Origin of the sequence: Modestobacter excelsi (assembly GCF_005930495.1) — a bacterium.
Taxonomy (GTDB): Bacteria; Actinomycetota; Actinomycetes; order Mycobacteriales; family Geodermatophilaceae; genus Modestobacter; species Modestobacter excelsi.
This window is the reverse complement of sequence record NZ_SJEX01000037.1, coordinates 32,258-46,573: the sequence shown is the minus strand read 5'-3', so window position 1 is coordinate 46,573 and position 14,316 is coordinate 32,258. Positions and strand designations below refer to the sequence as shown.

At 73.5% G+C, this 14,316-nt stretch carries 13 protein-coding genes; 2 read left to right on the top strand and 11 right to left on the bottom strand.

The window, feature by feature from the left end; all coding sequences use genetic code 11:
- Positions 1 to 1,767: SCO7613 C-terminal domain-containing membrane protein (locus tag FHL80_RS13515; RefSeq protein WP_216870699.1), on the top strand; the 1,767-nt coding region annotated here is incomplete at its 5' end.
- Between the two features lie 78 nt (positions 1,768 to 1,845).
- Here the strand turns inward: FHL80_RS13515 and FHL80_RS13510 are convergent.
- The 10 genes from FHL80_RS13510 to FHL80_RS13465 form a co-directional block, all read right to left on the bottom strand.
- Positions 1,846 to 2,403, bottom strand: coding sequence for a GNAT family N-acetyltransferase (locus FHL80_RS13510; protein WP_138733924.1), 558 nt, complete (start codon positions 2,401 to 2,403; stop codon positions 1,846 to 1,848).
- Between the two features lie 131 nt (positions 2,404 to 2,534).
- On the bottom strand, positions 2,535 to 2,906 hold the full coding sequence (locus tag FHL80_RS13505) for a metal-sulfur cluster assembly factor (protein ID WP_026844238.1): 372 nt from the start codon (positions 2,904 to 2,906) through the stop codon (positions 2,535 to 2,537).
- Position 2,907: 1 nt separating this feature from the next.
- Positions 2,908 to 3,384, bottom strand: a complete 477-nt coding sequence (sufU, locus tag FHL80_RS13500) for a Fe-S cluster assembly sulfur transfer protein SufU (RefSeq protein ID WP_138733923.1) — start codon at positions 3,382 to 3,384, stop codon at positions 2,908 to 2,910.
- Positions 3,384 to 4,721, bottom strand: a complete 1,338-nt coding sequence (locus tag FHL80_RS13495) for a cysteine desulfurase (RefSeq protein WP_138733922.1) — start codon at positions 4,719 to 4,721, stop codon at positions 3,384 to 3,386. Before FHL80_RS13495 ends, sufU begins: the two co-directional genes overlap by 1 nt.
- The gene (gene sufC / locus FHL80_RS13490; protein WP_138733921.1) at positions 4,718 to 5,551 is read right to left on the bottom strand and encodes a Fe-S cluster assembly ATPase SufC; all 834 of its coding nucleotides are present in this window, start codon (positions 5,549 to 5,551) and stop codon (positions 4,718 to 4,720) included. The genes FHL80_RS13495 and sufC overlap by 4 nt, the downstream gene beginning before the upstream one ends.
- 14 nt (positions 5,552 to 5,565) lie before the next feature.
- Positions 5,566 to 5,922, bottom strand: coding sequence for a non-heme iron oxygenase ferredoxin subunit (locus FHL80_RS13485; RefSeq protein ID WP_138733920.1), 357 nt, complete (start codon positions 5,920 to 5,922; stop codon positions 5,566 to 5,568).
- 3 nt (positions 5,923 to 5,925) lie between these two features.
- Positions 5,926 to 7,251 carry a Fe-S cluster assembly protein SufD gene (gene sufD / locus FHL80_RS13480; RefSeq protein ID WP_138733919.1) on the bottom strand — a complete coding sequence of 442 codons (1,326 nt, stop codon included), beginning with the start codon at positions 7,249 to 7,251 and terminating at the stop codon, positions 5,926 to 5,928.
- Entirely contained in the window at positions 7,251 to 8,690 is a 1,440-nt protein-coding gene (gene sufB, locus FHL80_RS13475; protein ID WP_138733918.1) for a Fe-S cluster assembly protein SufB, read from the bottom strand. The genes sufD and sufB overlap by 1 nt, the downstream gene beginning before the upstream one ends.
- A complete protein-coding gene (locus FHL80_RS13470; RefSeq protein ID WP_246078658.1) occupies positions 8,687 to 9,502 on the bottom strand; it encodes a helix-turn-helix transcriptional regulator in 816 nt (271 codons plus the stop codon). Before FHL80_RS13470 ends, sufB begins: the two co-directional genes overlap by 4 nt.
- Positions 9,503 to 9,599: 97 nt before the next feature.
- A complete protein-coding gene (locus tag FHL80_RS13465) occupies positions 9,600 to 12,155 on the bottom strand; it encodes an ATP-dependent Clp protease ATP-binding subunit (RefSeq protein ID WP_138733917.1) in 2,556 nt (851 codons plus the stop codon).
- Positions 12,156 to 12,326: 171 nt separating this feature from the next.
- Between FHL80_RS13465 and FHL80_RS13460 the strand changes: the two genes are divergently transcribed.
- Entirely contained in the window at positions 12,327 to 13,292 is a 966-nt protein-coding gene (locus FHL80_RS13460) for a COX15/CtaA family protein (protein WP_246078657.1), read from the top strand.
- An 87-nt stretch (positions 13,293 to 13,379) separates the two neighbouring features.
- Here the strand turns inward: FHL80_RS13460 and FHL80_RS13455 are convergent, their stop codons facing one another.
- Positions 13,380 to 14,303 carry a heme o synthase gene (locus tag FHL80_RS13455; RefSeq protein WP_138733916.1) on the bottom strand — a complete coding sequence of 308 codons (924 nt, stop codon included), beginning with the start codon at positions 14,301 to 14,303 and terminating at the stop codon, positions 13,380 to 13,382.
- Positions 14,304 to 14,316: the final 13 nt, after the last annotated feature.

The following is a 14,316-nucleotide window of genomic DNA, read 5'->3' as shown; positions in this document are numbered from 1 at the left end:
CTGCCGCCCCCGCCCGCCCCGCCGGCCGGCGAGGGCCTGCGCCGGGTGGCACCGCAGCAGGTGCTGCTGGCCGCCGGCGCCGTCGCCCTCGTGGTCGCGGGGGCCGCGTCCCTCAGCGTGATCGGCCGGCTGGGCTCCACCGTGCTGGCGCTGGCCGCCCTCGCGGCGTCCGTGCGCAGTGCGCGGCGCGGCCTGCGGGCCTCGGAGGAGACCCTGGCCATCGCGGCGGTGTCGTTGTCGGTGCTCGGCGACCGCGCCTCTCCGACGGGCCGGGGCGTGCTGGTGCTCGGGCTGCTCGCCGGGCTCTGGTGGCTGCTCGGGCGGATCGCCCGGAGCACCGTCACCTGGCCGGTCGCTGCGTGGCTCGCTGCCCAGTTCGCCGTGCTCACCGCGCTGACCGGCGGGGACGCGGCATCGCTGACCCAGGTCGCGGCGGTGCTCGGCACCGCCGTCGCCGGCCTGCTGGTCGCGCTGCGCGCCCGGCGGCCGGTGTCGGAGATCGCACTGGTCACCGCGGCGCCGTGGTGGGTCACCGGCGTCGTCGCGGGCCTGCGCCTGGTGTGGACGACGTCCTCCGGGCCTGCCGCCGTCCTCGTCGGGCTGCTGCTCGTCGCCGCGGCGGGCGCGCTGCTCGCGCTGCGCCGCCGGCCGTCCCTGCGGCCGCTGCTCGGCCCCCGCCCGGCGGTGCCCGTGCTGGCCGGTGGGGTCACCGGCGCCGCGGTCGCCGGGGTGCTGCAGGCGCTCGGGCCGGCGGGCGTCCCGGCGGCGGGTTACGTCGGGCTGGTCACCGCGGCGCTGGTCGGCCAGTTCGCCTCCCCCCACCCCCGGTCGCTGCTGCGCCCGGCCGGTCTCGCGCTCGCCGCCACGGCCACCGGGGCGTCCGTCGTCCGGCTGCTGGTCGACGGCCACGGGACGGCGCTGGCCCTGCTGCTGCTCACCGCCGCGGCGCCGGCGGTGCTGGTCGCCGCCCGGCAGCCGGCCGACCGGCCCGGCGCGCTGCCCGTCATGGTGGGCTGCCTGGCCGGGTCGGCCCTGCTGGCCGAGGCCGACGGGTCGCTGGCCCCGGGCTGGACCGGGCCGCTGCTGCTGACGCTGGCGGTGGTCGCGCTCGCCGCGGCCACCCTGGAACGCCATTCCCGGGCCGAGGTGCCGCTGGCGGTCTCCGCCGTGGTGGTGGGCGCGGTCGCCGTGGCCCACGTCGCGCGCACGGGGCACGCGGCTGCCGCCTCGGTCGCGCTCGCCGTGCTGGGCGCCGCCCTGGTCGGCTACGCCGACCGCACCGAGCGCGTCCCGGCGCGTGCGGTCGGCTGTGCGGCGCTCGTCGGAGCCGCCTGGCTCGCCGTCGGGGACGCCGGGGTGCGCGTCCCGGAGGCCTACACCCTCCCCCTGGCCGCGGTGCTGCTGCTGTACGCCGGCCGCCGGTTGCGCACCGGCGACTCGTGGGGGTCGTGGGGGCCGGCCCTCCTCGCGGCGTTCGGCCCGTCGGTGGTGCTGGGCCTCGTGCAGCCCGACCTGCTGCGGGTGCTGCTCGTCGTCGCCGCCACGCTCACCACGATCACGGCCACCGGCGAGGGGGTGCGGGCCCCGTTCCTGGTGGGCGCGACGAGCCTCGTCGTCGTCGCCGTCGGCCGGTTGGCCGCGGTGCTGCCGGCGGCCGGGTCGGTCGCGGTGGCCGTCGCCGGCGTGCTGCTGCTGGGCGTGGGCGCGAGCTACGAGAGCCGCCGCCAGGCCCGCGAGGCGGTCGCCTCCCTCGCCGACATGCGCTGACCACCCCTCGCCAGAGGCATGCCCTTGGCCACGGCCCCGACCGCCGAAGGCGTGCCCTTGGCGGTCGGGCCACCGGGGTCAGGGGGTGAAGAGGACCTCGGCGGCGAGGGGGCGCCAGCCGGCGGCCAGGAAGGACTGCAGGGACGCCGTGTTCGCCGGCGCGACCTGGGCCCAGACCGGCGCACCGTCGGGCACCAGGCCGGGGGCGGCCACCGCCAGGGCGGTGCCCAGCCCCCGTCCGCGCGCGGACGGCTCCACCTCCACGCCGACCTCCCACCGGCCGCACACGCCCCGGCCGAGGGTGACCAGCCCGTCGGCGTCCGGGGTCGTCCACACCCGGACGTCGGTGCGGTGCCGCAGCGACCGCTGCACCCGGGGGTGCGCCGACGGCTGCGCCTGGACCAGCTCGACCCCGGGGCGCAGCGGCGCCGACGGCGCGACGAGCAGCCCGTCGAGGACGCCCGGTTCGGCGCCGACCCGGTCGGCGAGCGCCGCCAGGAACCGGGCACCGAGCGGGACCTCGATCCGGTCGCGCGCCACCTGTGCGGCGACCCACGCCGGGTCGACGTCGGCCGCGACGACGTGCCACGCCGTGCCACCGACGACGAGTGCCCGCACCCCGGAGGGTGCGGGCACTGTCGTCACGCTCGCGTCAGCCGCCGGCGCTGCGCCAACGGCCAGCTGGTCGAGCAACGCAACCAGCGGATGGCCCTTCCGCAGGGTCCCGCTCCGAGCCTGCGAGGGGTGGGGGGCGGAAGGGTCCTTCGTCAGACCCGGAAACCCAACGCGCGCAGCTGCTCCCGGCCGTCGTCGGTGATCTTGTCCGGGCCCCACGGCGGCATCCAGACCCAGTTGATCCGGATGTCGTCGACCAGGCCGGGGCCGGGGCCACCGGTCAGGGCCTGACGCGCCTGGTCCTCGATGACGTCGGTCAGCGGGCAGGCCGCCGAGGTCAGCGTCATGTCGATGATCGCGACGTTGGCCTCGGTGTCGACGTCGAGGCCGTAGACCAGGCCCAGGTCGACGACGTTGACACCCAGCTCGGGGTCGACGACGTCGCGCATGGCCTCCTCGACGTCCTCGAGCAGGGCGGACTTGCCGCCGTAGAGGCCGGCGTCGGGGGTGGTGGGCTCGGTCATGTCAGCCAGCCTTCTCGATCGGGGTGGACGACGGGGCGGAGAGAGCGCGGGCGCTCGCGTCCTTCAGCGCCATCCAGCTCATCAGTGCGCACTTGACGCGGGCCGGGTACTTGGAGACGCCGGCGAACGCGACGGCGTCCTCCAGGTCGTCCTCGAGCTCCTCGGCCACCGCGGTGTCGCCCTTGCTCTGCATCAGCCGCATGAACTGCTCGCCGGTGCCCAGCGCCGTGGTCACGTCCTTGCCGATGACCAGGTCGTACATCGCCGACACCGACGCCTGGCTGATCGAGCAGCCCATGCCCTCGTAGGAGACGTCGGCGATCGTGTCGCCCTCGAGGTGCACCCGCAGGGTCACCTCGTCGCCGCACGTCGGGTTGACGTGGTGCACCTCGGCCTCGAACGGGTCGCGGAGTCCGCGCCCGTGGGGGTTCCGGTAGTGGTCCAGGATGATGTCCTGGTACATCGACTGCAGCTGCATCAGTTCGTCCCGCCCTCGGTCACGACAGGTGCAACACCGAAGAAGCGCTGGGCTTCCCGGACACCCTCGGCGAGCGCGTCGATGTCGTCGTAGCCGGTGTGCACGTAGAACGTGGCCCGGGTGGTGGCCGGCACGCCGTAGCGGCGGACGACCGGCCAGGCGCAGTGGTGCCCGACCCGGACGGCGATGCCCAGGTCGTCGAGGACCTGACCGACGTCGTGCGGGTGGATGCCCTCGACGGTGAAGCTGATCGCCCCACCGCGGGCCACCGTGTCCGGCGGGCCGATGACCGTGACGCCGGGGATCGCGTGGAGCTGGTCCAGCGCGTACGCGGTGAGCGCCTCCTCGTGGGCCAGCACCTTGTCCATGCCGAGGGCCTGCAGGTACTCCACCGCGGCGCCGAGGCCGATGACCTGGGCTGTCATCGGCACGCCGGCCTCGAACCGCTGCGGTGGGGCGGCGAAGGTGCTGCCCTCCATCCGCACGACCTCGATCATCGAGCCGCCGGTGAGGAACGGCGGCAGCGCGTCGAGCACCTCGTACCGGCCCCACAGCACGCCGACCCCGGTGGGGCCGAGCATCTTGTGCCCGGAGAAGACCAGGAAGTCCGCGCCCAGCGCGGCGACGTCGACCGGCTGGTGCGGCACCGACTGCGCGCCGTCGACCAGCACGAGCGCGCCGACCTCGTGGGCCCGGGCGACGATGTCACCCAGCGGGTTGATCGTGCCCAGGATGTTCGACTGCTGGGTGACGGCGACGAGCTTGGTGCGCTCGTTGACCACGGTCGCCAGGTCGGCGAGGTCCAGCCGGCCGTCGTCGGTCAGCCCGAGCCAGCGCAGGGTGGCCCCGGTGCGCTCGCACAGCTGCTGCCACGGGATGAGGTTGGCGTGGTGCTCCATCTCGGTCACCACGATCTCGTCGCCCTGGCCGACGGCGTACCGGCGGAACTCCGGCTCCTTGGCCGTCGCGGCGTTGGACAGCGCGTAGGCGACCAGGTTGATCGCCTCGGTGCTGTTCCGGGTGAACACGACCTCGTTGTCCGCGGCACCGATGAACCCGGCGATGGTGGCCCGGGCCGCCTCGTAGGCGCCGGTCGCCTCCTCCGCGAGCTGGTGGGCGCCGCGGTGCGGAGCGGCGTTGATGTTCTCGTAGAACCACCGTTCGGCGTCCAGCACGCTGCGCGGCTTCTGCGAGGTCGCCCCCGAGTCGAGGTAGACCAGCCGCTTCCCGTCGCGGACCGTGCGGGTGAGGATCGGGAAGTCCGCCCGGATCGCCTCGACGTCCAGCGGCAGCGGCACCTGGTGCGCCCCAGCGGGACGCGAGACGGTCTGGGTCATCCCTGCGACGCCTCCAGCCGGGCCTGCTCGTTCGAGTCCTTGACGTAGGCGGCGTAGCCCTCGTTCTCCAGCTTCTCGGCGAGCTCGGGGCCACCCTCCTCGACGATCCGGCCGGCGACGAACACGTGCACGTAGTCGGGCTTGATGTAGCGCAGGATCCGCGTGTAGTGCGTGATCAGCAGGACGCCGACGGGGCTGTCGGCCTTTGCCCGGTTGACGCCCTCGGAGACGATCCGCAGCGCGTCGACGTCCAGGCCGGAGTCGGTCTCGTCGAGGATGGCCATCTTCGGCTTGAGCAGGCGCATCTGCAGGATCTCGTGGCGCTTCTTCTCGCCGCCGGAGAAGCCCTCGTTGACGTTGCGCTCGGCGAAGGCGGCGTCCATCTCGAGCGCCGTCATCTCGGTGCGCACGTCCTTGACCCAGGTGCGCAGCTTCGGCGCCTCGCCGGTGACCGCGGTGGCCGCGGTGCGCAGGAAGTTCGACACCGAGACGCCGGGGACCTCGACCGGGTACTGCATGGCCAGGAACAGGCCGGCCCGGGCGCGCTCGTCGACGGTCATCGCCAGCACGTCCTCGCCGTCGAGGGTGACGGTGCCGCCGGTGATCGTGTACTTCGGGTGCCCGGCGATCGAGTAGGCCAGGGTCGACTTGCCCGAACCGTTCGGGCCCATGATGGCGTGGGTCTCGCCGCCGCGGACGGTCAGGTCGACGCCGCGGAGGATCTCCTTGACGTCGTCACCCTCGCCGACGGTGACGTGCAGGTCGCGGATCTCGAGCACGCTGCCGGCGGTGGTGCCGGTGGCGGTGGCTGCGGTGGTGGGGCTGGTCACGGGGTCGTTGCTCCTCAGTGGGTGGCCGCGGCGAGGGGGGTGTCGACGTCGGCAGTCAGGTCCACGTAGACGTCGTCACCCTCCACCCGGACCGGGTAGACGGGGACCGGCTCGGTGGCCGGGAGGTTGGTGGGCTCGCCGGTGCGCAGGTCGAAGCAGGAGCCGTGCAGCGCGCACTCGATGGTGGGCGCACCGTCGAACTCCTCGACCTCACCGTCGGTCAGCGGGATGTCGGCGTGCGAGCAGCGGTCCTCGAGGGCGTAGAGCTCACCGTCGAAGTCGACGACCGCGACGTCCACGTCCGGCAGCTCGATCCGCAGCGACCCGTCCTCGGGCACCTCGGACCGGGCGCACACCCGCTCGAAGGCCATCGGTCAGGCCACCTCGACCGGCTGGTCCTCGAGGTCCGGCAGCGCACCGAGGCGGGCCTCGATGGTCGTCATCAGCCGGTCCTGGAGGTCGGGGATGCCGATGTGCTGGACGACGTCGGCGAAGAAGCCGCGCACGACCAGCCTGCGGGCGGTCTCCGCGTCGATGCCCCGGGAGCACAGGTAGAACAGCTGCTCGTCGTCGAACCGGCCGGTGGCGCTGGCGTGCCCCGCGCCGACGATCTCACCGGTCTCGATCTCCAGGTTGGGCACCGAGTCGGCGCGGGCGCCGTCGGTGAGCACCAGGTTGCGGTTGAGCTCGTAGGTGTCGGTGCCGGTGGCCGCGGGGCGGATCCGGACGTCACCGATCCAGACGGTGCGGGCGTTCTCGCCCTGCAGCGCGCCCTTGTAGACGACGTTGCTCCGGCAGTTGGGCGTGCCGTGGTCGACCCAGAGCCGGTGCTCCTGGTGCTGTGTCTCGTCGGCGAAGTACACGCCGTACAGGTCGGCGGAGCCGCCGGGGCCGGCGTACTGCACGTTGCTGACCAGCCGGACCAGGTCACCGCCGAGGGTGACCACGACCTGCTTGAGGGTGGCGTCCCGGCCGACGACGGCGTCGTGCTGACCACCGTGCACGGCGCCCGGGGCCCACTCCTGCACCGAGACGACGGTCAGCTGCGCCCCGTCGCCGAGCAGGAGGGCCACGCCACCGGAGTAGCGGGCCAGGCCGGCGTGGTCGAGCACGACGGTGGCCTGGGCGAACTGCCCGACCTCGACGACCAGCTGGCCCCAGACGACGTCCTCGCTGCCGGTGCCGGACAGCCGCAGGCTGACCGGGCGGTCGAGCACGGCCTCCTTGGCGATCCGCAGCACGTCGGCGCCGTCGCTGTTGCGGCGGGTGAGCGCGGCGAGCCGGTCGACGGGCTCGGGCAGCCCCTCGAGCAGCGGGTCGCCGGCGGGCACGGAGGTCAGCTCGACGCCCTCGGGGAGGTCGGTGTCCCACTGCAGGCGGGCCGTGGACGGCGCGCCGTCCAGCAGGGTGCGCACCCGGCGGAGCGGGGTGAACCGCCACTCCTCCTCGCGGCCCGTGGGCCGCGGGAACGCGTCCGGGTCGGGGGAGGTGAAGCGCTCGGCCGGCGAGCCGGTCGGCGCCGGGCCGCCGTGCGAGTGCGCCCCCGGGGGCGTGTCGCCGGCGCTGCCGGTGCCGGGCGCCGGGGTGGTCGGCGGGCCCGCCTGGGCGCCCACGCCCGGAGCGAACAGCTCCGAGGCGAGGGCGGCGGTGTCCGTGGTCAGGGTGGTCTGGTCGTCAGTACCGGTGTTGTTGGCCGACATCAGCCGACGGCACCTTCCATCTGCAGCTCGATCAGGCGGTTGAGCTCGAGGGCGTACTCCATCGGGAGCTCCCGGGCGATCGGCTCGACGAAGCCGCGCACGACCATCGCCATCGCCTCGTCCTCGGACAGGCCGCGGCTCATCAGGTAGAAGAGCTGGTCGTCGCTGACCCGGGAGACGGTCGCCTCGTGGCCCATCGCGACGTCGTCCTCGCGGACGTCGACGTAGGGGTAGGTGTCCGACCGGCTGATCGTGTCGACCAGCAGCGCGTCGCACTTGACCGTCGACCTCGAGCCGTAGGCGCCCTCGTCGATCTGCACGAGGCCGCGGTAGGAGGTGCGGCCACCGCCCCGGGCGACCGACTTCGAGACGATCGTCGAGGAGGTGTGCGGCGCGGCGTGCACCATCTTGGCGCCGGCGTCCTGGTGCTGGCCCTCGCCGGCGAAGGCGATGGACATGACCTCGCCCTTGGCGTGCTCACCGGTCATCCAGACGGCGGGGTACTTCATCGTCACCTTGGAGCCGATGTTGCCGTCGACCCACTCCATGGTCGCGCCCTCGTGGGCCACGGCCCGCTTGGTGACCAGGTTGTAGACGTTGTTCGACCAGTTCTGGATGGTCGTGTACCGGCAGCGCGCGTTCTTCTTGACGATGATCTCGACGACCGCGGAGTGCAGCGAGTCGGTCTTGTAGATCGGCGCGGTGCAGCCCTCGACGTAGTGCACGTAGGCGCCCTCGTCGATGATCATCAGGGTCCGCTCGAACTGGCCCATGTTCTCGGTGTTGATCCGGAAGTAGGCCTGCAGCGGGATCTCGACGTGCACGCCCTTGGGCACGTAGATGAACGAGCCGCCGGACCAGACCGCGGTGTTCAGCGCGGCGAACTTGTTGTCACCGGCCGGGATGACCGAGCCGAAGTACTCACGGAAGAGCTCCGGCTGCTCGCGCAGCGCCGTGTCGGTGTCCAGGAACAGGACGCCCTGCTCCTCGAGGTCCTCGCGGATCTTGTGGTACACGACCTCGGACTCGTACTGGGCGGCGACACCGGAGACCAGCCGCTGCTTCTCGGCCTCCGGGATGCCCAGCTTGTCGTAGGTGTTCTTGATGTCGTCGGGCAGGTCGTCCCACGAGGCGGCCTGCGCCTCGGTCGACCGGACGAAGTACTTGATGTTCTGGAAGTCGATCCCGGACAGGTCCGAGCCCCAGTCGGGCATGGGCTTCTTGCCGAAGATCTTGAGCGCCTTCAGGCGCCGCTCGAGCATCCACTCGGGCTCGTTCTTGCGACGGGAGATGTCGCGGACGACGTCCTCGTTGATGCCGCGGGTCGCCGAGGCACCGGCGACGTCGGCGTCCGCCCAGCCGTACTTGTAGCGGCCGAGGGAGTCGATCGCCTCGTCCTGCGTGAGCGGGGTGCTCACCGGCTGCTGGGTGCTGGTCATGCGGGGGTCCTCTCCCGGTCGATCGAGGGGGTGCTGCTCGTGCTGGCGCCGGCGTCGTGCGCCACGGCGCTACCAGCAGGTACAGGGCGTGCAGGGGTTGCTTTGTTCCGAGATGTCGGGGTGAGCTGGGCCGGGATGTGGGTCGTGCAGATCCCGTCGCCGTGGGCGATGGTGGCCAGCCGCTGCACGTGGGTGCCGACGAGCTTGCTGATCACCGCCGTCTCAGCCTCGCACAGCTGCGGGAACTCGGCCGCGACGTGGGCGACCGGGCAGTGGTGCTGGCACAGCTGACCACCGCTGGAGATGGCGGAGGTGGTGGCGGCGTAGCCCTCGGCGGTCAGCGCGGCGGCCAGCACCTGGGCGCGGTCGACGGTGGCCCCGGGCTGGGCCTCGGCGGCCTCGACCGCGGTGGTGCACCGCTCCGCGAGGCCGGCCAGCTGCTGCTCGGCGACGGCGCGGACCGCGTCCGGGCCCCCGTGCTCGGCGACGAACCGCAGCGCGGTGAGCGCGAGGTCGTCGTAGGCGTGCGGGAAGGAGGAGCGGCCGGCGTCGGTGAGGGCGAAGCGGCGGGCCGGCCGGCCCCTGCCGCGCCGGCCACCGGGTGCCACCCGCTCGTCCACCCGACCGGCGGCGACCAGGCCGTCGAGGTGCCGGCGGACGGCGGCCGGGGAGATGCCCAGCCGGGCGGCCAGCTCGGCGGCGCTCTGCGGACCGTGCTCCAGGAGCAGCCCGCTCACCCGGTCGCGAGTGCGCCCGTCCTCGGCCGGCACGGCCGGCGAGGGGAAGGCGGCACGCACCGCAGCGGTTTCCACAACACGATTGTGTGCTTATTCGGGGAGCCCGCAAGCAAGGCGGACCTTACTTGCGGGCTCCCGGCGCTCCCGGGAGAGCGATGTCACACGGTCACGGTCAGACGGAGGCGGGCGTCTCCGCCTCGGCGACGGTGTTCGGCTGCCGGTCGGACACCTGGAGGTCCAGGCTGCCGTCGACCACGTCGACCGTCACCAGCTGACCGGGCTGCAGCTCCCCGCCGAGGACGAGCCGGGACAGCCGGTTGTCGACCTCCCGCTGGATCGCCCGGCGCAGCGGCCGCGCACCGAACTGCGGCTCGTGCCCGCGCTCGGCCAGCCAGGCCACCGCCTCCGGGGAGACCTCGACGGCGATGTCCTGGGCGGCCAGCCGGCGCCGGGTCTCGTCCAGCAGCAGGTCGGTGATCCTGGCCAGCTGCTCGGCCTCGAGCTGCCGGAAGACCACGATCTCGTCGATCCGGTTGAGGAACTCGGGCCGGAACGAGTCCCGCAGCCGCCGCATCACCTGGTCGCGCATGTCGTCGCCCGCGTTGCCGTTGGCGGTGAACCCGAGCGGGCCGCGGCCCGCGTTCACGATCGCCTCCGACCCCAGGTTGCTGGTCATGATCACCACCGTGTTGCCGAAGTCGACCGTGCGGCCCTGGGAGTCGGTGAGCCGGCCGGCGTCCAGCAGCTGCAGCAGCGTGTTGAACACGTCCGGGTGGGCCTTCTCGATCTCGTCGAGCAGCACCACCGAGTAGGGACGGCGCCGCACCGCCTCGGTCAGCTGCCCGGCGTCCTCGTACCCGACGTAGCCGGGAGGCGAGCCGACCAGCCGGCTGACCGTGTGCCGCTCCTGGAACTCGCTCATGTCCAGCCGGACCATCCGGTCCGAGTCGCCGAACAGCGCCTCGGCCAGCGCCCGCGCCAGCTCGGTCTTGCCGACGCCGGTGGGGCCGAGGAACAGGAAGCTGCCGATCGGCCGGTCCGGGTCACCGAGCCCGGCGCGCGAGCGGCGGATCGCCTCGGCGACGACCTCGACCGCCTCGTCCTGGCCGATGACCCGCTCGTGCAGGACGTCCTCCAGCCGGAGCAGCCGGTCGCGCTCCTCCTGGGTCAGCTGGGCCACCGGGATGCCGGTGGCCCGGGAGACCACCTCGGCGATCTCGGACACGCCCACCTCGGGGATGCCGCCCTCGCCGCCGGACCGGGCCCGGTCCAGGTCGGCCTGGGCGGTGGCGATCTCGTCACGCAGCCCGGAGGCCCGCTCGTACTGCTCGGCCGCGACCGCCTGGTCCTTCTCCCGCTGCAGCTCCAGCAGCCGCTGCTCGACCTCCCGCAGGTCGGTGGTCGGCCGCTTCACCCGCAGCCGGGTGCGTGCGCCGGCCTGGTCGATCAGGTCGATCGCCTTGTCCGGCAGGTGCCGGTCGGTGATGTACCGCTCGGAGAGCTCCGCCGCGGCCACCAGCGCCTCGTCGGTGAACCGCACCTGGTGGTGGGCCTCGTACCGGTCGCGCAGCCCGCGCAGGATGTCGATGGTGTCCAGCGTGCTCGGCTCGGGGACCAGCACCGGCTGGAAGCGCCGCTCGAGGGCGGCGTCCTTCTCGATGTTGCGGCGGTACTCCTCCAGCGTCGTCGCGCCGATGATGTGCAGCTCGCCGCGGGCCAGCGCCGGCTTGAGCATGTTCCCCGCGCCGGCCGACCCCTCCGAGCCGCCCGCGGTGACGACGGTGTGCAGCTCGTCGATGAAGACGATCACCTCGTCGCTGTGCTCGCGGATCTCGTCCATCACCTTCTTCAGGCGCTCCTCGAAGTCCCCGCGGTACCGGGTGCCCGCGACCAGGCCGGTCAGGTCCAGCTCGACCAGCCGCCGGCCGCGCAGCGACTCGGGGACGTCGCCGTCCACGATCTGCAGGGCGATGCCCTCCGCGATCGCGGTCTTGCCGACGCCGGCCTCACCGATGAGCACGGGGTTGTTCTTGTTGCGCCGCGACAGCACCTCGATCGTCTGCTCGATCTCCTGCGCCCGGCCGATGACCGGGTCGATCTTGCCGTCGCGGGCCATGGCCGTGAGGTCACGGCCGAACTCGTCGAGGGTCGGGGTGCTCGACGGCGGCTGCTCGCCGCCGCCGCTCCCGGCCCCGGTCGGGACGGGGCCGCCGGCCGCGGCCCGCTGCAGCGCCTCGGGGGTCACCCGTGCGCCGCCCAGCACCCGGCCGGCCCCGGAGTCGGGGTTCAGCGCGAGCGCGAACAGCAGGTGCTCAGGGCCGATGTAGGTCGAGCCGCTGGCCCGGGACACCTGGTGGGCGTCGAGCAGCGCCCGCTTGGCCGCGGGGGTCAGCGCCGGGGCCCGCCCGGTCGGCTCACCCCGGGTCAGCTGGCCGGCCAGGTCCCTCTCGAGCCGGTCGGGGTCGGTCCCGCTGCGGGACAGCAGCGTGCGGGTGGGCTCGTGGCGGGCCAGGGCCCAGAGCAGGTGCTCGGTGTCCAGGTCCGGGCTCCCCCACTCGGCGGCCTGCCGCGCCGCGGCGGACACCACCTCACGGGAGTGCGAGCTGAGCAGCTGGGTGATGTCCACCCGCTGCATGCCCCGGCGCGCGCCGGGGCCGCCGAGGAAGGCCTGGAAGAAGTCGTCGAAGGGGTCGCCACCGAAGGGCGCGCCCGGGAAACCGCTGGTCATGTCTGAGGTGGACCTCTCGTAGGATCGGGTCGGCGCTCATGTGCCCACCGCGGACGCTGCGCACTGCTCCGGCGGTGTGTCGAGCTCGTCGGTCTGCGCGCGTCGGGCGGTGCCGCCGGCCGGCTGATCGAGCCGGGGGGCGGGGGCGCCGGGGTAAGTAGCATCGGGAGCGTGCCGGTTCTTCCCGCGTCGTTCCGCTCTCGGATGAACCCGTCCGTCGTCTCCCGGGCAGCCCTGGCCAACGTGGTCGCCAACGGCGTCATCGTGGTGACCGGCGGCGCCGTCCGGCTGACCGGGTCCGGCCTCGGCTGCCCCACCTGGCCCGAGTGCACCGACGGGAGCATCCGGCCCACCCCGGAGCTGGCCGGTCACGGGCTGATCGAGTTCGGCAACCGGATGCTGACCTTCGCCCTGGTGGTCGTCGCCGTCGCCACCGTCGTCGCGGTCTTCGCCTCGGTGCGCCGGGACCTGCGCCGGCTGGCGGTGCTGAGCCTGCTGGGCATCCCCGCGCAGGCGCTGCTCGGCGGGGTGACCGTGCTGACCGGGCTGAACCCCTGGACGGTCGCCGCGCACTTCCTGCTCTCCATGGTGCTGGTGGCGGTCGCGACCGTGCTGTGGCTGTGCTCCCGCGAACCGGGGGTCGGCCAGCTGGTGGTCCGCCGTCCGTTCGCGCTGCTGGCGACCGGGATCGCCGTCACGGTGGCCGCCGTCCTCGTGGTGGGCACCGTGGTCACCGGCAGCGGCCCGCACAGCGGCGACCCCGAGGCCGGGCGCACCGGCTTCGACCCGGAGCTGGTCAGCCAGCTGCACGCCGACGTCGTGTTCCTGCTCATCGGGCTCACGGTCGCGCTGCTGGTGGCGCTGGCCGCCACCGACTCCCCCGGCCGGGTCCGCCGCGCGGCCCGCGACCTGCTCGTCGTGGAGCTGCTGCAGGGCGTCATCGGCTACGTGCAGTACTTCACCCACCTGCCCGCGCTGCTGGTGCTGCTGCACATGGCCGGCGCGGTGCTGATCACCGTCTACACGGCCCGGCTGCTCTGGTCGGTCCGCGGCCCCGCGTCCGAGCTGCCCCTCGGCGATGACACTGCCGTCCTCCGGACGGCAACGCTGCCAGGAGCCGTCCCCGAAGTGCGATGAGCCGCTGAGGTCCCTCCTCGGAGAGCCTCCGGCCCCCCTCGTCGGGACGCGCTCCCGCAGTCGTGGACGGGACCGCCTGCAGTCCCGTCAGACGAGGACGTCGGCGACCAGGGCGATCGAGAGCAGCGTCATGTACGTGATGGACACCGAGAACAGCCGCATCGGCCGGTCGGGCACGCCCGCCTTGATCCGGTTCAGCCAGGCGTGCGACTCCGCGACGTACCAGGCGCCCAGGCCCAGCGTGGCGATCCCTGTGGTCCAGCCCAGCTGCGGCGTCACCGGCACCATCAGCAGCGAGACCAGCAGGGTGCCCCAGGCCCAGGCCAGGGACTGGCGTGCGACGCTGACCGGCCCGGCCACCACCGAGAGCATCGGCACCCCGGCCCGGAAGTAGTCGTAGCGGAACCGGCTGGCCAGCGCCCAGAAGTGCGGCATCTGCCAGCAGAAGACGATGCCGAAGAAGACGACGGCCGGCCAGTCCAGCGACCCGGTGACCGCGGCCCAGCCGATCAGCACCGGCGCAGCGCCCGGCAGCCCGCCGAAGACGGTGTTGTGGTGGGTCCGGCGCTTGAGCACCATCGTGTAGAGCACCGAGTAGGCCAGCACGGCGGCAGCTGCCAGCGCCGTGGCCAGCGGCGTGGTGAACAGGCCGAGCAGCACCAGCGAGACCCACGCCAGCAGGACGCCGAAGACCAGCGCGTTGCGGGGCCGGATCACCCCGCTGGGGATCGGCCGGTCCCGGGTGCGGGACATCAGCCGGTCGATGTCCCGGTCGTACCAGCAGTTGATCGTGTTGGCGGCCCCGGCGGCGAGCATCCCGCCGACCAGCGTGGCCAGCACGAGCCCGGTGCCCGGCCAGCCCCCGGCGGCCAGCATCATCGCCGGCAGCGTGGTGACCAGCAGCAGCTCGACGAGCTTCGGCTTGGTCAGCGACACGTAGGCGGCGACCGTCGCGCGGCCCGAGCGGAGCGTCGAGGCGCGGCCGAGGTCCCGGTCGGCGATGGCCGTCACCGGGTGCCCGGGA

What these genes read in the sequence shown, in the direction of transcription:
- sufB (WP_138733918.1), bottom strand. Translation starts at nt 8,690, where the DNA reads ATGACCAGCACCCAGCAGCCGGTGAGCACCCCGCTCACGCAGGACGAG.
- sufU (WP_138733923.1), bottom strand. Translation starts at nt 3,384, where the DNA reads ATGCAGCTGCAGTCGATGTACCAGGACATCATCCTGGACCACTACCGG.
- FHL80_RS13505 (WP_026844238.1), bottom strand. Translation starts at nt 2,906, where the DNA reads ATGACCGAGCCCACCACCCCCGACGCCGGCCTCTACGGCGGCAAGTCC.
- FHL80_RS13465 (WP_138733917.1), bottom strand. Translation starts at nt 12,155, where the DNA reads ATGACCAGCGGTTTCCCGGGCGCGCCCTTCGGTGGCGACCCCTTCGAC.
- FHL80_RS13485 (WP_138733920.1), bottom strand. Translation starts at nt 5,922, where the DNA reads ATGGCCTTCGAGCGGGTGTGCGCCCGGTCCGAGGTGCCCGAGGACGGG.
- sufD (WP_138733919.1), bottom strand. Translation starts at nt 7,251, where the DNA reads ATGTCGGCCAACAACACCGGTACTGACGACCAGACCACCCTGACCACG.
- FHL80_RS13495 (WP_138733922.1), bottom strand. Translation starts at nt 4,721, where the DNA reads ATGACCCAGACCGTCTCGCGTCCCGCTGGGGCGCACCAGGTGCCGCTG.